Genomic DNA, 21,235 nt, shown 5'->3' with positions numbered 1-21,235 from the left:
GAACTAGCCGTCACATGGTAGAGCTTTACGGCAAGACGCTTTCGCGCCGGCAGGTCTCGGAACGGTCCGGCATGCTGTCGCAGTTCGCCGGCGTGCGGCTGATGACGCTTGGCGACGGGGTGGAGCGCGGCATCCGCATGCTCGAATTCCGCACCGGCTCCGGCCTGCGCTTCACCGCGCTGGTCGACCGGGCGCTCGACATCGCCGATTGCGATTTTAGGGGCCAGGCGATCGGCTGGCATTCGCCGAGCGGCTTTCGCCATCCCGGTCTGCACGAATATGAAGGCGAGGAGGGGCTGGCTTGGGCGCGGTCGTTTTCCGGCCTGCTGCTGACCTGCGGCCTCGACCATATATTGTTCATGAACGAGGTACCCGCCGACAGCTACAATTATCCGCCGAGGAAGACGGTGCGCCATTCGCTGCATGGCCGCGTCAGCACCATCCCGGCGCGATTGACCGGCTATGGCGAGACATGGGACGGCGACCGCTGCGTGCTGTGGGCGGAAGGCATCGTCCAGCAGTCGACTGTGTTCGGCGAGGATCTGCATCTGCTGCGGCGAATCGAGGCCGATGTCGGCGGCAACGAGATCCGGCTTTCGGACCGCGTCGTCAATCACGGTTTTAGCCGCACGCCGCATATGTACTTTTATCACATCAATGTCAGCCATCCGGTGCTCGACGAGGGCTCGCGCTACCTGGCGCCGATCCGCGACGTCGTCTGGGCGGGCCATGCCGGCGAGCGCTATGAGGCGCAGAAGGTCGGCTACCGCACGGCACCGGCACCGCAACTGGGCTTCATTGAACAGGTCTGGCAGCACGAACTCGGCGCCGACGCCAACGGCGACGTGCCGGTGGCGGTGGTCAACGACCGTCTCGGCCTCGGTCTCGAAGTCGTCACCCGCAAGCAGCAGTTACCTTGCGCCTATGAGTGGCAGAATTTCCAGGCCGGGCATTATGCGCTCGGCATCGAGCCGTCGACGCATCATGTGCTGGGCAATCTGGCAGCGCGCGAACGCGGCGAGATGATCTGGCTGCAGCACGGCGAAAGCCGTTCGTACGAAGCGGTGTTTCGGGTTCTCGACGGCGCCGGCGAGATCGCCGCCGCCGAGAGCCGGATCGCAGCGATTGCCAGGCAGCCGCGGGAGGAATATCCGCGGCCATCGGGTCATTTTCCTGTTCTCGGAGGCAGGTCGTGACAATGGCGAAGGCGATGCGAAACACCAATTGGAAGGCTGGCCCTAGCCGGAGTGGAGAGGGCTCGCGGCCGTTCGGAAATTGGAGGTCACAATGGCTGGCAAGGTGAAGCGCGATTACAGCCTGGTCGGCGAAAGCACGCGGATTGCGATCGAGACCGGGCTGGCCTCGGCGGAGTGGTACCATACCGATGTGCCGCGCAAGACGATGAAGGAGCTGATGCAACGCTCCGACGGTCCGGCAATCCGCGACACGGCCATCTGGCTGGGCGCCATCCTGGTCTCCGCCGCCGGCGGCGTTTACTTCTGGGGCACCTGGTGGTGCGTGCCGTTCTTCTTCGTCTATGGCGTGCTCTATGCCTCGGCCAGTGATTCGCGCTGGCACGAATGCGGCCACGGCACGGCTTTCCGCACGCGCTGGATGAATGATGTCGTCTACCAGATTGCCAGCTTCATGCTGATGCGCAACCCGGTGACCTGGCGCTGGAGCCATGCCAGGCATCACACCGACACGATCATCGTCGGACGCGATGCCGAGATCGCCGTTATGCGCCCGCCGGACCTTTTGCGTGCGGCGCTCGCCTTTACCGGTATCCTCGACTTTCGCTATTCGCTTCCGGCACTGGCACGCCAGGCGTTCGGCAAGCTGGCGCCGGACGAGAAAAGCTACGTGCCCGAGATGGAACAGCACAAGGCCGTCATCGCCGCGCGCTGGCATGTCGCCATCTACATCGCCACAATCGTGCTCGCGGTTTTCATGCAGTCGTGGATACCGCTGGTGCTGATCGGCGGGCCGCGCCTCTACGGCACCTGGCATATGGTGCTGACCGGCCTGCTGCAGCACATCGGCCTCGCCGACAATGTCGTCGATCACCGGCTCAACTCCAGGACCGTGTATATGAACCCGATCAGCCGGTTCATCTACTGGAACATGAACTACCACGTCGAGCATCACATGTTTCCGATGGTGCCCTATCACGCGCTGCCCAGGCTGCACGAATTGATCAGACACGATCTGCCGGAGCCGAACCCGTCGATGTGGCATGCCTATCGCGAGGTTTGGCCGGTCCTGCTCAGGCAGCTCAAATATGAGGACTATTTCCTCAAGCGCGAACTGCCGCCGACGGCACGGCCCTATCGTGGCGAGTTCCACGAAGTGAACATGTCGGCAGCAGCTGAATAGCACTGTGCAGCACAGCAAGGCGAATTTCGGGAGAAAATAGAGATGGCCGATTGGGTCGAGGCGTGCACTGTGGACGATGTCGACGAAGAGGATGTCATCCGCTTCGATCATGACGGCCGCAGCTTCGCGATCTACCGTTCGCCGGATGACGAATTCTTCGCCACCGACGGCTTTTGCACACATGAAAAGGCGCATCTGGCCGATGGGCTTGTCATGGACGACATCATCGAATGCCCCAAGCACAATGGCCGCTTCAACTACAAGACCGGCCAGGCCAAGGGCGCGCCGGTCTGCGTCAATCTGCAGACCTATCCGGTGAAGGTCGAAGCTGGCAAGGTGATGATCCAGATCGCCTGACCGGCCTTCCATTCACGTAGCAAAGGGGACCAAATCAATGAGCCGGAAAAGACCGACGGTGGCAGACCTGCGCGCTATGAAGGGCAAGCGGCAATTGACCATGCTGCGGGTGCTGACGATGGACGAGGCCGAGGCCGCCGAACGAGCCAGGGTCGACATTGTCTCGGTGCCGCCGGAACTGGTGCTCGATCCGCAATACCGCGATGCCGCACCCAGCCTGTTCACCATGCCGGGCGACAATTTCTACGAGATCGGCACAGCCGACGATTTCGTCCGCTGGGCGTTCCGGCTCTACAAGGCGAGCGCCGACGCGGTTTATTGCAGCGCCGGCTTTGCCACTGTCAAACGGCTGGCCGATGACAATATCCCGGTGATCGGCCATGTCGGCCTGATTCCGTCGCGCGCCACCTGGACCGGCGGCTTCAAGGCTGTCGGCAAAACCGCCGACAGCGCCATGCAGATTTTCGAGGCAGTCAAGCAATACGAAGCGGCCGGCGCGATCGGCGCCGAGATCGAAGTGGTGCCGGTCGAGGTGGCCAAGGCGATTTCGGAGCGAACCTCGCTGATCATGCTGTCGATGGGGGCGGGCACCGGCTGCGACGCGCAATATCTGTTCGCCGACGACATCCTTGGCCAGAACCGTGGCCACATGCCGCGCCATTCCAAGGTCTATCGCAATTTCGCCGCCGAATATGACCGCCTGCAGGCGGAACGCATCGCTGCTTTTTCCGAATATGTCGCCGACGTCAACAGCCTGGCCTATCCCGAAGACAAGCATGTGGTGCATATGGACCCGGATCAGCTCGGTCAGTTCAAGGAGAAGATCGACGCCGGATGAGATGCGCCGGCCAGGACCTGCTGTGACCTTCTCCCACAACAAGGGGAGAAGGAAAGGGCGCTGCTCGCTACACCGACCGATATACCTTCTCTGCCGTGACTGGTCGCGAAACGACACGAAAGTTTGTTGGGCCATGTCTGGACGTCGTCGCCCAAATGCTGTTCAAACCGGTGCGTCATCGATTTGCCGGACAATCGCCCGGTTCCCAGTGGCGCGGGAAAACCTTTCGTACAGTTCTGCGCATGACCGCCATTCCCGAAAACAAAGCCTTGCCCGAAACCGCGAGGGCGGCGCGGCAGGCGCGGCGCGTGGCATTGATCGTCGCCGTCGCCTTCTTCATGCAGCTTCTGGATTCGACGATCATCTCGACATCGCTGCCGCAGATGGGAGAATCCTTCGGCGTGCCGGCGGTGGCGATGAGCATCGGCATCACCGTCTACATGCTGACCATGGCGGTGTTCGTGCCGCTGTCCGGCTGGCTCGCCGACCGCTTCGGCGCGCGCAACATCTTCCTTGTGGCGATCGCCCTGTTCACGCTGGCCTCGATCGCCTGCGGCATCTCGCAGAACCTGACCCAGTTCGTCGCCGCGCGTGCCGTGCAGGGCCTGGGCAGTGCGCTGATGACACCGGTCGGCCGCATCCTAGTGCTGCGCAACGCCTCGAAGTCCGAGCTTCTCAATGCCACCGCGCTGATCACATGGCCGGCGCTGTTTGCGCCGGTGATCGGGCCGGTGCTTGGCGGCTTCATCACCACTTATCTGTCCTGGCACTGGAATTTCTTCATCAACATTCCGCTCGGCGCGGCCGGCCTGGCGCTGGTCGCCCGCTTCATTCCCGGCGACCGCGCTTCCGAAACCAGGCCGCTCGACTGGCCGGGCTTGCCTCAATGCTCTACGGCCTCGAACGCATCGCCCATCCGCAAGACGGCACCTTGCCGACCGTGGCACTGCTTGGCGCCGGCGTCGTGATCGGCTGGCTGGCCGTGCGGCACCTGGCGCGCGCCAAAAATCCGCTGCTCGACCTTGCGGCATTCAAGGTGCAGACTTTCGCCATATCGACGCTGTCGGCCGGCACTATTTTCCGGGTCTCCATCAACGCTACGCCGTTCCTGCTGCCGCTGCTGTTCCAGGTCGGGTTCGGCCTGAGACCCGTCGATGCCGGCATGCTGATCCTGGCCTTATTTCCTCGGCAATCTCGGCATGAAGACGGTGACGACGCCGACGCTGAAGCGCTTCGGTTTCCGTTCGGTGCTGGTCGTCAACGGCGTGATCGCATCGCTGTCGATCATGGCCTGCGCGGCGATATCGCCGCAGACACCGCAAGCGCTGGTGGTGGCGCTGATGCTGATTGCCGGACTGACGCGGTCGATGCAGTTCACCGCGCTCAACACGCTGGCCTTCGCCGATATCGCTTCGGCGCACCGCAGTTCGGCGGCGACGCTGTCCAGCATGCTGCAGCAGGTGGCGATGCTGTTCGGCGTGGCGGTCGCCGCGGCGCTGCTCAACCTGTCGCAGATCGCCAGGGCCGGGGCGGCGCCCGACCTCGTCGACTTCCGCCTCGCCTTCCTGGCGATCGGCGCCATCGGGCTCGTGGCCTCGTTCCGCTTCCTGGCGCTGCCGCCGGCCGCCGGCGCCGAGGTTTCGGGCCATCGGGCGTGACCTTCTCCCACAAGGGTGTTTGGAAGGGGGGCAGCGCGTCACACCGGCCGATATACCTTCTCCGCTGTGTTCCAAAAAATGTCCGCCTCTGCCGCCGCACCATGCTTGGCTACTGCCTGCCGGTGCGCCTTGATCAGTTCGGCATGGCTGGTCCATAGCTTTTCGATCGGGAAGTTGGAGCCGAACATCAGACGGTCGCTGCCGAGGATGTCGATTGCGTTGTCGACGATGTAGGCGATCAGCGCCGGGTCGTTGCGGTGGACGAAGGTGCCGAGGCCGGACAGCTTGGCGTAGAGGTTTGGCGCTGCTGAAAGCGAGCGCAGGCCGGCCTTCCAGGCTTGCGTGGTTTCCTCCGACATGTCGGTCAGCATGCCGGCATGGGTGAGGATGAAGTTGGTCTCGGGATTTTCGCCGACAAGCGTCAGCCCGTCCTTCATCTGGGCCGGGAAAAGCTGCAGGTCGAAGGACAGGCCATAGTCCTTCAGCCGCGCCACATTGGCCCGCACCTTCGGGTCGACGACCTGATCGGCGGACGCGGCAAAGCGGAAGGCCGGCGTTTCGTGCCAGTGCAATTGCATGCGCACGCCGCGCAGCAGGGGGTACTTGATCAGTCGGTCGATCTGATGGCGTACATCGTCCACCGTCATGTCGGCATAGCCGACGATGGCGTGCGGCCAACCGGTTTCGTCAGCCGTCGTCTGCAGGAAGGCGACTTCCTTCTCGAAATCCTCCTTGGCCCAGTTGGTCTGGACATAGACCGCCTTCTCGACATCAGAGCCTTGCTGGTCGGCGAGGAATTCCTCGATCGGGTAGTCGCGTCGGATCGGCTCGTAGGGACCGAAGATGCGCGGCACCATCGGCCCGCGCAGCCAGGGCTGATCCTCCTGGCGCCAGATATGGAAATGCGCGTCGATCGCCTTTTTCATCATGAAACCCTTTTCCAGATTGCTGCCGCCGCCGGAGCGGGGCGGGCGAGCGACAGGATGAAATCGGTGAGACCGGCGATCGAAGAACCGTCGACGAGATCGTCGAGCACCGGCAGGATGGCGCGAAGTGCTGCCGTCGCCGGCCGGAAACGCGGATCGCCGGCCAGAGGCGTCGCCAGCGAAAGCCGGAAGGCGCGTGCGCTCAGCCGGCGCATCGCCATTTCCAGCTCGGCATGGTCGCCGCGCTCCAGCGCATCCGACAGGATGATGACCGCCGCGCCGCGTGCAAATGAGGAAAAGCGCGGCACCGACAGGAAGGCGAGCAGCGTCGGTCCCATTCGGGTGCCGCCATCCCAGTCGTCGACCAGCGCTGCCACGCGAGCGAGCGCCTGGTCGCGGTCGCGAATGCGCAGCGCCATGGTGATGCGGGTCAGCCGCGTGCCGAAGGTGAAAATTTCAGCCCGGTCCGCGCCTTGCACCGCTGCATGCGCCAGCTTGAGATAGTCCGATGTGTAGAGCTTCATCGAGCCGGACACGTCGATCAGCAGCAAAAGCTTGCGCGGCACGGTCTGCCGGCGGCGCAGCAGCGGCGACGGTATATCGCCGTCGGCACTGACGATTTCGCGCAGCGACCGGCGCAGATCGAGCTTGCCGCGCGCGTGCGTGCGTACGGTGCGGAAGGAGCGACGGGCGGGCAAGGCGCTAGCAAGTTTGCGGCGGAAGGCGGCAAGGCCGTCGCCGTCACGCTTGAAGTCGCGGGCGCTCAACTGTTCGGCGCCGGACGACAGCGCACCGCCTTCCGCCTGGCGCGCCACCTCGTTGTCCTCGTCGCTGGCGCCGCCGTCGTCCTTGATGCGGGTTTCCCCGTCGGCCTCGCCCTCGACGAGGGCAGCCGTGTTGCCGTAGAAATAGCTTTGGAAATGCGCCTCGAATTCGCCGCGGCGGTCGGGCGGCGGCGCCAGCGTGGCAAGCGCCGCCTCGTGGATGTCGGCTATCGAGCGGGGCCCGAGCAGCGTCACCGCCTGCATGAAGCCTGACACCTGCTCGGGCGCCACCGGAAAGCCGTAGCGGCGCAGCAGCCGGCCAAAGCCGAGCAAGGGTGCAGCCGCCCGGGGTAGGGCCGCGGGGCTCACGCCAATGCCTCCTCGACGATCCGGCCAAGCTCGGGGGCGATGTAGGACAGGTCCTCCTCGTCCTTGATCAGCACGCCGATGGCGCGGCGGAACGCTTCCGGCCACGGGCTGCCGCCCTTTTCGAGGATCGTCGCGGCGTTCGCCCATTCAACCGCTTCGGCGATGCCCGGCGGCTTGGCCAGCGGGCGGGCGCGGATGTCGCGCACGGCGGTAGCCACGGCGCGCGCCGTGGCGTTGGCGACGTCGCCGGCGCGCAGCATGATGATTTCGGCCTCGCGCTCGGCGTCGGGATAGGTGATCCAGTGGTAGACGCAGCGCCGCCGCAGCGCCTCCGCCAGTTCGCGGGTGCGGTTCGAGGTCAGGACGACGATCGGCTGCGCTTTGGCGCGGATAGTGCCGCGCTCGGGAATGCTGATCTGGAAGTCGGACAGGAATTCCAGCAGCAGCGCTTCGAACTCATGGTCGGAACGGTCGATCTCGTCGACCAGCAGCACGCGCTTTTCCGGCGCCTTCAGCACCTGCAGCAGCGGCCGTGCGATCAAAAAACGGTCGTCATAGATGTCGACCTCATGCTCGCCGGCATGGCGGATGGCGAGCAACTGGCGCTGGTAGTTCCATTCGTATAGCGCGTGTGCGGCGTCGATACCTTCGTAGCATTGCAGCCGCACCAGGTCGCGCCCGAGCAGTTCGGCTATCGCCTTGGCCGCTTCGGTCTTGCCGACGCCCGGCGCGCCTTCGAGCAGCAGCGGCTTGCCCAGCCGGATCGCCAGGAAAATGGCGGTGGCCAGGCTTTCATCGGCCAGATAGCGCGAGGCGGCGAGGCGCGATGCCACCGCCTCCGGCGAGATCACGACAGTGTCGGCGCTTCTAGTCCGGCCGCTTCTTTTGGGCATTTCCAGCACTCAGTTCGAGGCTTGCGCCTTCAGCGCCCGCAGGATGCGTTCCGGCGTGATCGGCAGCGTGTCGATGCGCACGCCGACGGCGTCGAAGACCGCGTTGGCGACCGCCGGGATTTGCGGGTTGGCGCACATTTCGCCCGGCCCCTTGGCGCCAAAGGGTCCGTCGGCCGAGGGCCTCTCCAGCACGATGATCTCGGTTTGCGCAAGATCGCCTGGTCCCGGCATCAGATACTGGTTGAAGTCGGTGCCGCCATGATCGCGGTCGGGGTAATAGGGTTCCGTCGTCTCGTAGAGCGCGTGGCTGATGCCCATCCACGAGCCGCCGACGAGCTGCTGCTCGACCATTTTCGGGTTCAGCGCGCGGCCGATCTCGAAGACATTCCTGACCGTCAGCACGGTGACCTCGCCGGTTTCGTCGTCGACCTCGACCTCGGCCACGGTGCAGGCGTGCGCATAGCAGGTCGACGGTTTCATCGCGCCGGTTTCTTTCTCGGGATAGGAGCGCGGGATCAAGAACATGCCGCGGCCGGAAATCGAGCGGCCGCGCTTGAAATGCGCCGACAGCGCGACATCGAAGATCGAGATCGATCTTTGCGGCGCGCCCTTGACCAGGATGTTGCCCTGGCCGTCGGTCTCGAGGTCCGAGGCGTTCACTTCCAGTTCCTCGGCCGCCACTTCCAGCATGACCTGGCGGGCTTCCCTGGCCGCCTGGATGACGGCGTTGCCAGCGCGATGTGTGCCGCGCGAGGCGAAGGTGCCCATGCAGTGCGGGCCGGTGTCGGTGTCGGCGGTGTCGACGACGACGCGGTCGGTCGGCACGCCGATCGTCTCGGCACAGATCTGCGCCATGATCTGCTTCATGCCCTGGCCGAGATCGACGCTCGACAGCGTTACCATGAAATTGCCGGTCGGCGTCGAATGGACCAGCGCCTGGGTTGGATCGCCGCCGAGGTTCATGCCTGTCGGATAGTTGATCGCGGCGACGCCGCGCCCGCGCCTGATCGCCATTTCAAGCTCCCTTCGCGTAGGACGACATCGCCATGAATTTGTCCGCCACCGGCCAGTTGGCGGCGCGCGAGGCTTCCTGCATGCACTCGATCAGAGCCGCGCCCTCGGTCGGCTGGCGGTGCGCCTTGATGTCGCCGTCGCGGTAGGCATTGATCATGCGGAACTCGAGCGGGTCCATGCCGATCAGCCGGGCGAGCTTGTCCATCTGCACCTCAAGCGCGAAATCGCCGATGGTGACGCCGAAGCCGCGCATGGCGGAGGAGGGGGTGCGGTTGGTGTAGACGCAGTAGGTGTCGATCCAGACATTCGGGATGGTGTAAGGGCCGGGATAGTGGCCGGCGCCCTTCTGCGCGCCATAGGGCGAATGGCGCGAATAGGCGCCGGCATCGGTGTAACCGGTGACTTTTCTGGCGACGATACGGCCGTCCTTCATGACGCCGTCCTTGATGACGACTTTTTCGGCGGCGCGCGGCGAGGAAATCTGCATCTCCTCCTCGCGGCTGTAGATGAACGAGACCGGCCGCGCGGTCAGCTTGGCGCCGAGGATGGCGATCGGCTCGACGATGACGTCGACCTTGCCGCCAAAGCCGCCGCCGACGGTGCCGCCGACGAAATGCAGTTTGTTGCCGGGCATCTGCAGGATGATCGAGGCGTTGTCGAGGGTGAAGAACATGGCCTGCGTGTTGGTGTAGCAGGTGAAGCGGTCGTTGCCCTCCGGCGCGACGATGCAGCCGGTCGTCTCGGTCGGCGCGTGCTCGATCGGCGACGATTGATAGGTTTGCTCGAGCACGAGATCGGCGCCGGCGAAACCGGCCTCGACATCGCCGAAGCGCACCTTGCGGCATTCGCCGCTGTCATAGAGGTAATAATTCCGGCCGTGATATTCGTTGACAACAGGCGCGCCGGGCTTCAGCGCTTCTTCCATGTCGAAAACGGCCGGCAGCACCTCGTAGTCGACCTTGACCTTGGCCGCCGCTTCCTGGGCGGCACGCTCGGTCTCGGCCAGCACCGCCACCACGGCTTCTCCCTTCCAGCGCACCTTGCCGTCGGCCAGCACCGTCTCGTCCTCCGGGCCGATCTGGATCAAGATCAGGATGGTGTAGACATTGTGCGGCACGTCCTTGGCGGTCAGGATTTTCACCACGCCCGGATGCTTTTCCGCCTCTGAAGTGTCGATGCTGCGGATGCGGGCGTGATGATGCGGGCTGCGCACCATCTTCAGATGCAGCATGCCTGGAAAATTGCGGTCGGCGAAATAGGCGGTCTTGCCGGTGACGTGACCGGGCGAATCGGAGCGCGGCCGTGGTTGGCCGATCTCGTGCAGATCGTCCGTGCGCTGGTCGGCGAAATAGCTCTTGCGGAGTTCCATTTTTTCGACTCCCCTCAAGCTGCGTTCTGCGAATTGGATCGCGCGGCGGTCAGCACCGCCTGGATGATCGGCTCGTAGCCGGTGCAGCGGCAGATATTGCCCGACAGCGCCTCGACCACCTCGTCGCGGCTGGGGTCCGCCGTGTGGTCGAGCAGAACCTTGGCGGCCATGATCATGCCCGGCGTGCAGAAGCCGCATTGCGTGGCGAAGGCGTCGAGGAAGGCGCGCTGCAAAGGATGCAGCACGCCGCCTTGCGAAAGCCCCGATGTCGTGGTGATCGCCGCACCGTTGCAGGTTTCGGCCAGCGTCAGGCAGGACAGCCGAAGCTCGCCGTCGATGATGACCGAGCAGGCGCCGCATGTGCCCTGATGGCAGCCGCCCTTTGGCGAGGTGTCGCCGATCTTGTCGCGCAGCGCATTGAGCAGCGTCGTGCCGCTGTCGATGAATTCGGCCTTCTCCGCGCCGTTGAGCGTGAACTGAACCGGGATCTTTGTCATCTTTTACTCCTTGCGCCGCAGCTTGGCGGACTTGCCCGCCATTGGCTTTCAGGCGAGCAAAAGCCGGCCGAGATGGACCGGCAGGACTTCGTTGCGATACCAGGCACTGGCGATCGGATCGGTAATCGGCGAGGTGCCGTCGTTCGCGACGGCCAGCGCCGGCGCGATGCCGTCGCTCGTGAGTTTCCTGCCGAGCAGCGCCTTCTCCGCCGCCTTGGCGCGCATCGGCCGGTCGGCCATGCAGCCAAGCGCGATGTGCGCCGATGACACGGTTCCGTCCGGCGCTCGTTCCAGCACGGCGGCGATGCTCAGCACCGAGACGCCCTTCGGCTTGACCCTCGATATTTTCAGGAAGCGAAAGCCGCCTTCCACTGGCAAGCTGAAGCCGATCGCGGTGACGATGGCGTGATTGCTTTCGCGTTTTGCCAGGAAGGTTTCGATCGGCTTCTCGCCGTCATCGGTGCCGACGGTTGCGCCCAATGCCAGCAGCGCGACGGTGAAATCGCCATAGGGCGCCGGGGCGAAGAGATTGCCGCCGATGGTCGCCATGTTGCGGATCGCCGGGCCGCCGACGGCGCGCGCGGCGTGGGCAAGGGAGGACAGATCCGGGTGACGGGCGATCGCCGCCATGGTCACCGAAGCGCCGATGCGGACCTCCCTGCCGGAAACAGTGATGGCCGACAGCGCCGGTTCGGTCGACCTGATGAGGCCGGAGACCGAAACGTCGCCTTCATTGGCGGCGCGCACGACCAGCGTGCCGCCGCCGAGATAGCGGGTGCCGGCGGCTTTCAGCGCCGCGTTGGCGTCCTTGACCGTCAAGAAAGTCTGCAGTGCAAGCGCCATGGAACGGTCCTTTTTGTGAGCCCCATTCAGCTCAACCCTGGCCGGCGAAATGGGTCTTAAGGGCGTTAAAGCCGCCCTGGAAGACGTTGGCGCCCATGCCTTCGGCCAATTTGTCAGCTTCCTCGGGAGCCGCGTCGAAGCTTGCGGTCCATTCGGCATAGGTGCGGTCGCCATCGGTCACCCGGCGCAGTTGCAGCGTCGCCTTGTGGTTGGTCAGCGGCTGCGGCGTCTCCAGGATGGAGTAGCTGACGAGGAAATTGTCGTCGGAGAAGTCGAGCAGCTTCTCGCGGATGCGAGCGCCGCTGGCGAGCTGGAAATTGCGCACGCAGCCGATTGCGCTGGTGTCCTTGCCGTCCTCTATATGGCTTTCGACCATGCGCGGGTGCCAGCTCGGCAGCCCGTTGAAGTCGCGTATGCGCGCCCAGACCTTTTCGACCGGTGCGTCGATGACGCTGGAGACGGTGACTTTCGCCATATGATCATTCCCTTGCAGATAGCTGTGTCGCGAGGGTAGGGCGGCGAGCTCGGCAGCACTTATCAATGCGTCTTGAACGCCTATCAATAAGTCTGAAAAAAACTGGCAATCTGAAAAAGACGGCACCCTGAAAAAAAACGAGCAATCTGAAAGAAACGGGCAGTCTGAAATGGCTCAGGAGATGGCCCGCGCCGCCTCGCGATAGAGTGTCGGCGGAACGCCGACATGGTCGCGGAAGAAGCGCGAGAAATTGCCCTGCGTGGTGAAGCCGAGATTGCAGGCGACCGAGATCAGCGGTTCCTGCGACCACTGCAACTGCCGCACCGCTTCCTCCATGCGCAGCGTGTTCCAGTAGACATTGGGCGTCAGATTGGTCTGCTCCTTGAACAGCGCGAAGAAATGCGGCCGCGACAGGCCGACGCTGCGCGCCACCTCGTCGAAGCAGATGCGTTCGCAGACATTGGCCTTCATCAGCTGGATCGCCTTGCGGACACGGAAATCCTGCACGCAGTGGACGCGGGCGCGCGCCACTTGTGGCGCCGAGGCGTCGGCGGCGTCGAGCACGCTGTCGATGAAGCGCTCGATCTCGTAATTGGCGATGTCGTCGATGCTCTCATTGTCGCTGAGATGATCGAGAAGATTGGCTGCCGCCTTGTGCAGCCACGGCTCCAACGTGATCGCCGGTGCCGAAAACAGCGGCGCGGTCGACGGCAGGTCGCGGCGCCGGCGCGCCCAGTCCGGATCGATGTAGAAGGCGAGGAACAGGCCGGCCCGGCCGTCGCGGGACAAAGCGTGGCTGTGCGGCTGGAAGGAATTGATGCCGGCGGCGGTGCCAGGCCCAAGCCGCACCGTCTCGCGGCCGATGGTCATCTCGCCGGCCGTGCCTTCCAGCCAGATGATGATATGCGCCTCGACATGGGCATGGGTGACGAAGTCGCTGGCGACGTTCAGGACAGAAACATGTCCGAACCGGCCCCAGTAGAGCCTGATCGCTTCCGTCATGGGTATATCCTCCCGCAGGCGACTGGCCTCCCTTCGCCTGCAATCGGGATAGTGCGGCTCAGTCCGGGCCTGCGTCAAGGCGCATGCATACGCTTGGCGCCCGTCATGAACCGTGCCAGCCGATTTTCAGACTGAGCGATAGGAGCGCGTCCCCTTCTCCCCCTGTGGGAGAAGGTGGATCGGCACGCTAGCGCCGAGACGGTTGATGGGTGTTGGAAGAAATGAGGCGTTGGTGGTCTCCGGAACACCCCTGCCATGAAAGTAACTTCAAACTCTGCTTTATTTCAATGAGATAGCGGCTTGGGCCAAGGGCTCGATTTTAAAGCCGATATACCAGAGAAAGCGGCCCGCGCACCTTTCATCTACGATGGCGCCCGGTGCCGGGCGATGTGTCTCATCCGTCGCCTTCGGCGACACCTTCTCCCACAAGGGGAGAAGGGGACGTTGGGGCTTGAACGTCACTCGTTGCGCCGGAAATTGCGGAGCCGGTCGAACAGGACCGCCATCAGAATGGCGCCGCCGATGAACACCCCCTGCCAGAAGGCATTGATGCCGAGCAGGCCGAGGCTGTTGCGGATCACTTCGATCAGCGCTGCGCCGACGACGGCGCCAAAGGCCGTGCCCATGCCGCCGGCCAGGTTGGCGCCGCCTATGACGGTGGCGGCGATGACCTGAAGCTCCATGCCGTTGCCGAGATTGGTGGTGACGGCGCCTAGCCAGCCGGTCTGGATGATGCCGGCGAGGCCTGCTGCCAGCGCCGAGATCATGTAGACCGCGACCTTGATCTGGCGCACCGGTACGCCGGTCAGCGTCGCCGCATGCTCGTTGCCGCCGATGGCGAAGATGTGCCGGCCGAATTTCGTCCAGCGCAGGACGAAGCCGGTGATCAGCGCCAGCACGATCATGTAGAGCACCGGATTGGCGATGCCGAACACAAAGGCGCCGCCGCCCAGCGCCAGAAGCTTGTCGTGGTCGGGCCCGAACTGGAAGACCACGGTGTTGTTGGAGGCGACCATGGCGAGGCTGCGCGCGATCGACAGCATGCCGAGCGTCACCACGAAGGGCGGAAACCCGAGATAGGCGATCAGGATGCCGTTGAAGGCGCCGATGATCAGCGCCGTCGCGATCGCAGCGGCAATGCCGACCTCGATGCCGTAGCCGGCATGCATGGTCACGGCGAGCACCATCGAACACAGGCAAAGCACCGAGCCGACCGACAGGTCGATGCCGCCGGTGATGATGACGAAGGTCATGCCGAGCGCGACGATGGCGACGAAGGTGATGTTGCGGGTGATGTTGTAGAGGTTCTTCGTCGTGGCGAAGGAATCGGTGGCGACGGACAGGAACAGGCAGGCGAGGATGACTGCGATCACCACCCAGAAGGTCTGGCTGGCAAACACCCTGGTCAGCAAAGTGTGCTGTTTCTGCGCGATCGTCTGGTCAAGAGTTACTGCCATCGTCGACCTTTATCTGCTTGCGTGGTGAAACCGGCTGGCATCAAACCTGTTCGATGGCGCCGGTGATGAGCCCGGTGACTTCCTCGGGCGAACTCGACGCGATCGTCTTGTCGGCGACCTTGCGGCCGCGCCGCATGACGATGACGCGGTCGGCAACGTCAAAGACGTCGGGCATGCGGTGGCTGATCAGCACGACGGCAATGCCCTGGTCGCGCAGATGGCGGATCAGGTTCAGCACCTCGGCGACCTGCCGGACCGAGATCGCCGCCGTCGGCTCGTCCATCAGCACGATCTTGGCCTGCGAAAGCATGGTGCGCGCGATCGCCACCGCCTGGCGCTGGCCGCCCGACATCTGCTTGACCAGATCGCGCGGGCGGGTTTCGGATTTCAGCACGGCAAAGATCTGGCCGGCGCGCTTGTACATCGCGGCGTAGTCGAGGATGCGAAACGGTCCGACGCCGCGGCGCAGCTCGCGGCCGAGATAGACATTGGCGGCGGCCGTCAGATTGTTACACAACGCCAGATCCTGATGGACGATCTCGATGCCGTGCTGGCGCGCCTCCACCGGCTTGTGCAGGATCAGCTCCTTGCCGTCCAACTGCATCGTGCCATGGCTCGGGCGGAAATTGCCGGCGATCATCTTGACCAGCGTCGACTTGCCGGCGCCGTTGTCGCCCATCAGCCCGACCACCTGTCCGGCCTCGATCGACAGCGAAACGTCGTTGACGGCCTGGATGGCGCCGAAATGTTTTGAGATGTTGGCGAGTTCGAGAACCGGCACCAGTCTGCTTCCTCCGTGCTTTCGGCCTGCGATCCTGCCGCGGCCTCGCTCTTCCCAGCTCCTCCCGGGAACCGCGCTTTCGCCCATTTACGCATATGCCCCCTTGCCGTCAACAGCGGCTTCTTTCGAAAAATCCGTTTTGTAGGACAAATAGCAATTGACGTCCGTCGCAAGCCGATATTAGCTAGGCGTCGGAGGAGATTATGCCGATCTCCTGCCCCGGTTCGCCGGGGCTGAGCAGGCGGAGGTTTATCGGTCGAGGATCTGGCAGCGTCCACATCGCGCTGGTCTGCAACCGCATCTGGAAATTCTTATCGGCCCGGCTTGACGACACGAGCGCTCGCGAAACGAACCTCTGTCATCGCGCATCCGGGCTGGTCTGTGTGGCGGGCACGCCGTGTCCGTCTGTTTCAAGGGAGGACTGAAATGAGGAAGTCACTATTGCTCGCTGCCGTCGCCATGCTGGCGCTGGGCGCCGGGCCGGCTTTGGCCAAGAAACAGCTCGTCATCGTGGTCAAGGGGCTCGACAATCCGTTCTTCGAGGCCATCAACCAGGGTTGCCAGAAATGGAACAAGGAAAACGTCGACTCGGAGTATGAGTGCTTCTACACCGGTCCGGCATCGACCTCGGACGAAGCCGGCGAAGCCCAGATCGTCCAGGACATGCTGAGCAAGCCGGACACGGTGGCGATGGCGATTTCGCCGTCCAACGCACCGCTGATCGCGCAGACGATCAAGAGCGCCAATCCGTCGATCCCGATCATGACGCTCGACGCCGACCTCAGCAAGGAAGATGCGGCGCTGCGCAAGACCTATCTCGGCACCGACAACTACCTGATGGGCTACAAGATCGGCGAGTACATCAAGAAGGCCAAGCCCGACGGTGGCAAGATCTGCACCATCCAGGGCAATCCCGCGGCCGACAACATCCTGCGCCGCGCCCAGGGCATGCGTGACGCGCTTACAGGCCAGAAGGATCTCCCGGCGCTCGCCGGCGAGGGCGGCTGGACCGAGGTCGCCGGCTGCCCGGTGTTCACCAATGACGACGGTGCCAAGGGCGTGCAGGCGATGACCGATATCCTCGCCGCAAATCCCGATCTCGACGCCTTCGGCATCATGGGCGGCTGGCCGCTGTTCGGTGCGCCGCAGCCCTATCGCGACCTGTTCAAGCCGATGGCCGACAAGATCGCCAAGAACGAGTTCGTCATCGGCGCCGCCGATACGATCGGTGAGGAAGTGGCCATTGCCAAGGAGGGCCTGGTGACCGCATTGGTCGGCCAGCGACCGTTCGAGATGGGCTACAAGGCGCCCTCGGTGATGATCGATCTTGTCGAAGGCAAGCCCGTTGCCGATCCGGTCTTCACCGGTCTCGACGAGTGCACCAAGGATACGGTCGATACCTGCATCCAGAAGTAGGTTCGCATTTTCGGGGCGTCCGCTCGACGGGCGCCCCGTCACGCCGGTTCACGAAAATCTACGAGGTGACGTGGCTGGGGCGAACCGCTCCTGCCTTGCCGCGCCTTGAGTTCAGCCTGTGCCGGGGAACATGGATGTCGGACGCCAGATCGAAAAAGCGACTTATCACGGTCAAGGGACGGGCTACGGTCAAGGCACGGGCCAAGGTCAAGGCACGGGCCAAGGTCAAGCCGCCGGTCGCCCGCCCGGCCGGCGCCCGCCGGACCGACGCGGCGCTGATCCCCGGATCGAGCGTGCATGCGTCGCTGGCCAACGAGATCGGCCTCAGGATCGTGCGCGGCGACTATCCGCCGGGAACCATCCTTCCCAACGAGGCCAAATGGTCCGAGACTTTCGACGTCAGCCGCTCGGCGGTGCGCGAAGCGATAAAAATGCTGATGGCCAAGAGCCTGCTGGCCTCACGCCCCAAGATCGGCAGCTGGGTCGAGCCGAAAGAGCGCTGGAACCTGCTCGATCGCGACGTGCTCGCCTGGTATGCGACAGCGCCCGATCGCGAAATGTTCCTGCGCACTGTCCAGGAATTCCGTCACATCATCGAGCCGGAAGCCAGCGCCTTTGCGGCGATCCGGCGCAGCGACGAGCAGATGGCCGAGATCAGCCAGGCCTGCCGGGAGATGGGCGAGGCGGCGACGCTGCCGGAGCGCACCCGCGCCGATACGCGTTTTCACCTGGCCATCCTGCGCGCCTCGGGCAACGACCTGCTGGTGCCGCTCGGCGTGCTGATCGAATCGGCGCTCGATCATCTCTTCGTTTTCGTCACGCGCGAAACCAGCGACCAGCCTCGGGCGCAGGCGCTGCATGAGGCGATCGAGAAGAACATCCGCCTCCGGCGGCCGGCGGCAGCCCGCACCGCGGTGCACCGACTGCTCGCCAACACCGACGAGGTTATCGGGCGGTCGCGGCGGTAAGGTCAAACGCAATCGCTCTGAACGGCCAGGGAGCGGCGACCTGGAAGACTCACGTCGGGCCTGAAACCCATATGCTTCGTTGACCTCCTCAGAGCGAGGAACGAACCCATTTGCCAGCACTCTTGCTGAGGAGTATCCTTTTGCGCACAGCTGGCGGTGAGTGTCGGTTGAAAGGGGGAGCATGGCCAGACTTGTCGCACTCTACAAGACTCCGAAAGACGTGGCCGCCTTCGACCGTTACTATGTTTCGACCCACATTCCTCTGGCCAAAGCCATTCCCGGCTTGAGGAAATACGAAATCAGCGATGGCGGCGTCCATTCGCCGGGTGGGGCCTCAGGCTATCATCTTGTTGCTACGCTCTACTTCGATTCCGTTGCGGATATTCAAGCGGCCTTAGCGTCCCCCGAGGGTCGGGCCACGGCGGCTGATCTTGGCAATTTTGCAGATGGCGGAGTGGAGCTAATGCTCTTTGAGACTAGGGAAGTCTGAACCTCGCACAATCCGACCCCAGCAAGGTTTTAACGGTTACCACTATCTGTTCCCGGGCGTTGGCCATGTCGTGAAGGAGGGCGATGGTTTTCGCTGGCTGCCGGCGGACTGGGTCTGGGATAGAGAAACCTGACCTGTTTTGCGTTTCCTGGGCGATCTGCTGTCGGCGGATGTCACGCCTAAACGTCGATTGACACGGATCGCGGTTCTCAACGACGTCCCGTGGAAAAGCCACTGTCACCAACCGATCCGCCATCAAGTGGCCGTCAAGGCGGGACTGGAAATCCGCTGGGGCGCGTGAGCCATCGTAGAGGGCTTCTGAAGCATTGATGGCGTTTTCCGAGCGCCCACTTGGTGTATTAGATGTCGGATGTCATCCGCAGTATGACCGTAGATTGCCATGATAGTCAGGATGATCGGCTCGCTCAGGAGATCGTCAAGCGTAGGTTCACGCTCTCGCGTCATGGGTCGCCTCAAAATTCTTGTTTATTCCCGCACCTTCTCCTCGAACGATGACAGTGAGACGGCGTTCGGGGAACTCCTCAAAAAGAGGTAGTCTGCATCGTCATTGTCGATGACTGATATGGGTGCAGGTTGCCGCCATCAGCGGCTGGAGCTTGTCCCTTCTCCCCGTTTTCCACGGGGAGAGAAGGTGGCGGCAGCCGGATGAGGGGCAGCGCCAACTTTGATCAGATACAGCGAGCCGATCGCCTCAAATCGTCTGCTTCTCCCCATCCTTCGTCGGCGTCAAATCGACGCCGTTGACCTTGCCGATATGTGTGGCCAGCATCGGCACATATTGATCGGCGGGCCCGGCGGCGAATGCGCCGGCGAAGGCGTTCTTGGTGGCATTGCCGAGCGGGTTGGCGATGCCGGCGGCACCGGCCATCGATTCGAGGTAGGTGAGGTCCTTGAAGGCGTTGGCGATGGTGAATTTGTGCGCATCGCGGTCGCCTTCAAGCGTCCAGCGCATAAAAGTCTGGTAGAAGCCGCAATCCATGCGGCCCTTGCGGATGACGCTGTCGAAGCGCGGCGGCGAGATGCCTACCTTTTCGGCCAGCGCCAGCGCCTCGGAATAGATCGCCGCATAGCCCAGCGAGATGAAATTATTGAGCAGCTTCATGCGGTGGCCGTCGCCGGTGTCACCGATATGGACGATACGTCCGGCCCAGGTGTCGAGCACTGGCTTCAGCCGGGCAAAGACCGCGTCGGATGCACCGACCATGGCGTCCAGCGTGCCTTCCCAGGCCTCCTTCGGCGTGCGGCTGAGCGGGGCATCGACATAGTCGACGCCGATCGCCTTGAGTTCGGCGGCAAGCGCCATCGTCGAGGTCGGGTCGGAGGTCGAGCAATCGACGATCACCGAACCCTTGTTCAGGCCCTCCTTGAGGCCGCCCGGCCCGCGGATGATGGCCTCGACCTCGCGCGAGCCGGTGACGCAGATGAAGACGATATCGGATGCCGCTGCCACCTCGCGCGAGGTTGCGGCTTCCTTCGCACCGCGGTCGAGCATGTCTTGCGCCGGTGCGCGGTTCTTGCGGCCGAGAAACGTCAGGGAATAGCCCTTGTCGACGATGTTCTTGGCGATCCCGTGTCCCATCAGGCCGAGGCCGATGAAGCCGATCTTTTCGCTCGCGGCGGAGGTGTTCATGGCGTGTAATCCTGTGTTGCGGTCTCGATAACGCCGCACTTCGGCAGGCGAATTGTTGAAGCGGGTTTTTGCCGCAAACGGTTGGCAGACGATTGCAGAGTTCGATATTGTCTGACAATACACATGAATCCTGGAGAATGTGGAGAGCAAAATGACGAAGCGGATCATGTTCACCGGCGGCAGCGGCAAGGCCGGGCGTCATGTCGTGCAGTATCTGGTCGAGCAGGGCTGCCAGGTGCTCAACATCGATACCAAGCCGCTCGACAATCCCAAAGTGCGCACCTTGATCACCGATATCACCGACAGCGGGCAGGTGTTCAATGCGCTGTCGAGCTATATGGGCCTGCATGAATTCGACCCGTCGCTGCGCGCGCAGCCGGTCGATGCCGTGGTGCACTTCGCGGCGATCCCACGCATCATGATCACGCCCGACAACGAGGTGTTCCGCATCAACGCGCTCGGCACCTACAATGTCATCGAGGCGGCGGCAAAACTCGGCATCCGCAAGGTGGTGATCGCCTCCAGCGAGACGACCTATGGGCTGGTTTTCGCCAACGAGCCGCGCGATCCGACGCATTTCCCGCTCGACGAGGATTATGACGTCGATCCAATGGACAGCTATGCGCTGTCGAAGATCGTCAACGAGAAGACGGCGCGTGCCTTCGCGCTGCGCAGCGGCATCGACATCTACGCCTTGCGCATCGGCAACGTCATCGAGCCGCATGAATATTCGCTGTTCCCGAAATGGTTCGCCGATCCAGGTTTCCGCAAGCGGATCGCCTGGAGCTATATCGACGCGCGCGACCTCGGCCAGATCACGTTGCGCGCCATCGAGAAGGACGGGCTCGGCTATCAGGTGTTCAACGCCGCCAATGACGACACCTCCTCCGACCTGCCGACGGCCGAACTCTTGAAGCGGTTCTATCCCGGCGTGCCGGTCAAGGGCGAGCTCGGCGAATACGAGACGCTGCTTTCGAACCGCAAGGCGCGGGATATGCTCGGCTTCCGCCCGGAACACAGCTGGCGGAAATTCGTCAGGACGGCATGACGAGGCCGATGCATCCCGGCTGATCTGTGCACAGAAGCAGGCT

General features: G+C 63.5%; 21 protein-coding genes and 1 pseudogene. 10 read left to right on the top strand and 12 right to left on the bottom strand.

Going from position 1 to position 21,235, the window contains the following annotated elements:
* The first annotated feature begins 14 nt into the window (after window positions 1–14).
* From AC0L3O_RS17905 to AC0L3O_RS17880, 6 genes and pseudogenes are all read left to right on the top strand, one after another.
* Window positions 15–1,196 (top strand): aldose 1-epimerase family protein, encoded by a 1,182-nt coding sequence (locus AC0L3O_RS17905; protein ID WP_473616204.1) that lies wholly within the window; start codon window positions 15–17, stop codon window positions 1,194–1,196.
* A gap of 91 nt (window positions 1,197–1,287) precedes the next feature.
* Window positions 1,288–2,376: a fatty acid desaturase family protein gene (locus AC0L3O_RS17900; RefSeq protein WP_473616203.1), complete on the top strand. Its 1,089-nt coding sequence runs from the start codon at window positions 1,288–1,290 to the stop codon at window positions 2,374–2,376.
* Window positions 2,377–2,418: 42 nt separating this feature from the next.
* A complete protein-coding gene (locus AC0L3O_RS17895; RefSeq protein WP_128247706.1) occupies window positions 2,419–2,733 on the top strand; it encodes a MocE family 2Fe-2S type ferredoxin in 315 nt (104 codons plus the stop codon).
* Window positions 2,734–2,770: 37 nt separating this feature from the next.
* Window positions 2,771–3,571: a 3-methyl-2-oxobutanoate hydroxymethyltransferase gene (locus tag AC0L3O_RS17890; protein ID WP_473616202.1), complete on the top strand. Its 801-nt coding sequence runs from the start codon at window positions 2,771–2,773 to the stop codon at window positions 3,569–3,571.
* Between the two features lie 242 nt (window positions 3,572–3,813).
* Window positions 3,814–4,539, top strand: coding sequence for an MFS transporter (locus AC0L3O_RS17885; protein WP_473616200.1), 726 nt, complete (start codon window positions 3,814–3,816; stop codon window positions 4,537–4,539).
* Between the two features lie 222 nt (window positions 4,540–4,761).
* Window positions 4,762–5,229: pseudogene (locus AC0L3O_RS17880) on the top strand (MFS transporter); the annotation flags it as partial.
* 38 nt (window positions 5,230–5,267) lie between these two features.
* On the opposite strand, the gene AC0L3O_RS17875 reads toward AC0L3O_RS17880, so the two are convergent.
* The 11 genes from AC0L3O_RS17875 to AC0L3O_RS17825 all read right to left on the bottom strand — a co-directional run bounded on the left by AC0L3O_RS17875 (window position 5,268) and on the right by AC0L3O_RS17825 (window position 15,619).
* Window positions 5,268–6,155 carry an amidohydrolase family protein gene (locus AC0L3O_RS17875; RefSeq protein WP_473616236.1) on the bottom strand — a complete coding sequence of 296 codons (888 nt, stop codon included), beginning with the start codon at window positions 6,153–6,155 and terminating at the stop codon, window positions 5,268–5,270.
* The gene (locus AC0L3O_RS17870) at window positions 6,155–7,231 is read right to left on the bottom strand and encodes a vWA domain-containing protein (RefSeq protein WP_473616235.1); all 1,077 of its coding nucleotides are present in this window, start codon (window positions 7,229–7,231) and stop codon (window positions 6,155–6,157) included. Before AC0L3O_RS17870 ends, AC0L3O_RS17875 begins: the two co-directional genes overlap by 1 nt.
* Window positions 7,232–7,284: 53 nt before the next feature.
* A complete protein-coding gene (locus AC0L3O_RS17865) occupies window positions 7,285–8,181 on the bottom strand; it encodes an AAA family ATPase (RefSeq protein WP_473616199.1) in 897 nt (298 codons plus the stop codon).
* Window positions 8,182–8,190: 9 nt separating this feature from the next.
* Window positions 8,191–9,195 (bottom strand): xanthine dehydrogenase family protein molybdopterin-binding subunit, encoded by a 1,005-nt coding sequence (locus tag AC0L3O_RS17860; RefSeq protein WP_473611566.1) that lies wholly within the window; start codon window positions 9,193–9,195, stop codon window positions 8,191–8,193.
* A gap of 1 nt (window position 9,196) precedes the next feature.
* A complete protein-coding gene (locus tag AC0L3O_RS17855; protein WP_473616198.1) occupies window positions 9,197–10,564 on the bottom strand; it encodes a xanthine dehydrogenase family protein molybdopterin-binding subunit in 1,368 nt (455 codons plus the stop codon).
* Window positions 10,565–10,578: 14 nt separating this feature from the next.
* Entirely contained in the window at window positions 10,579–11,061 is a 483-nt protein-coding gene (locus AC0L3O_RS17850) for a (2Fe-2S)-binding protein (protein WP_473616197.1), read from the bottom strand.
* Between the two features lie 48 nt (window positions 11,062–11,109).
* Complete coding sequence (locus tag AC0L3O_RS17845; protein WP_473616195.1) at window positions 11,110–11,904, bottom strand: FAD binding domain-containing protein; 795 nt, start codon at window positions 11,902–11,904, stop codon at window positions 11,110–11,112.
* Between the two features lie 31 nt (window positions 11,905–11,935).
* Window positions 11,936–12,379, bottom strand: coding sequence for an SRPBCC family protein (locus AC0L3O_RS17840; RefSeq protein WP_473616194.1), 444 nt, complete (start codon window positions 12,377–12,379; stop codon window positions 11,936–11,938).
* A gap of 174 nt (window positions 12,380–12,553) precedes the next feature.
* The gene (locus tag AC0L3O_RS17835; protein WP_473616193.1) at window positions 12,554–13,381 is read right to left on the bottom strand and encodes a helix-turn-helix domain-containing protein; all 828 of its coding nucleotides are present in this window, start codon (window positions 13,379–13,381) and stop codon (window positions 12,554–12,556) included.
* A gap of 458 nt (window positions 13,382–13,839) precedes the next feature.
* Window positions 13,840–14,838: an ABC transporter permease gene (locus AC0L3O_RS17830; protein WP_128175099.1), complete on the bottom strand. Its 999-nt coding sequence runs from the start codon at window positions 14,836–14,838 to the stop codon at window positions 13,840–13,842.
* Between the two features lie 40 nt (window positions 14,839–14,878).
* Window positions 14,879–15,619 carry an ATP-binding cassette domain-containing protein gene (locus AC0L3O_RS17825; protein WP_473616191.1) on the bottom strand — a complete coding sequence of 247 codons (741 nt, stop codon included), beginning with the start codon at window positions 15,617–15,619 and terminating at the stop codon, window positions 14,879–14,881.
* Between the two features lie 426 nt (window positions 15,620–16,045).
* Between AC0L3O_RS17825 and AC0L3O_RS17820 the strand changes: the two genes are divergently transcribed.
* The 3 genes from AC0L3O_RS17820 to AC0L3O_RS17810 all read left to right on the top strand — a co-directional run bounded on the left by AC0L3O_RS17820 (window position 16,046) and on the right by AC0L3O_RS17810 (window position 18,493).
* The gene (locus AC0L3O_RS17820; protein WP_473616190.1) at window positions 16,046–17,035 is read left to right on the top strand and encodes a sugar-binding protein; all 990 of its coding nucleotides are present in this window, start codon (window positions 16,046–16,048) and stop codon (window positions 17,033–17,035) included.
* 134 nt (window positions 17,036–17,169) lie between these two features.
* A complete protein-coding gene (locus AC0L3O_RS17815; protein ID WP_473493724.1) occupies window positions 17,170–18,003 on the top strand; it encodes a FadR/GntR family transcriptional regulator in 834 nt (277 codons plus the stop codon).
* Window positions 18,004–18,184: 181 nt separating this feature from the next.
* On the top strand, window positions 18,185–18,493 hold the full coding sequence (locus tag AC0L3O_RS17810; protein WP_023798648.1) for an EthD family reductase: 309 nt from the start codon (window positions 18,185–18,187) through the stop codon (window positions 18,491–18,493).
* A 712-nt stretch (window positions 18,494–19,205) separates the two neighbouring features.
* On the opposite strand, the gene AC0L3O_RS17805 is transcribed toward AC0L3O_RS17810, so the two are convergent.
* A complete protein-coding gene (locus tag AC0L3O_RS17805) occupies window positions 19,206–20,312 on the bottom strand; it encodes an NAD(P)-dependent oxidoreductase (protein WP_473616189.1) in 1,107 nt (368 codons plus the stop codon).
* Here AC0L3O_RS17805 and AC0L3O_RS17800 point away from each other — a divergent pair.
* A complete protein-coding gene (locus AC0L3O_RS17800; RefSeq protein ID WP_287223535.1) occupies window positions 20,296–21,192 on the top strand; it encodes an NAD-dependent epimerase/dehydratase family protein in 897 nt (298 codons plus the stop codon). The two genes, AC0L3O_RS17805 and AC0L3O_RS17800, sit on opposite strands and share 17 nt — an antisense overlap.
* Window positions 21,193–21,235: the final 43 nt, after the last annotated feature.

Source organism: Mesorhizobium sp. WSM4810, assembly GCF_055811235.1.
The sequence above is the reverse complement of the archived record's forward strand: the minus strand, read 5'-3'. Positions and strand labels throughout refer to the sequence as shown.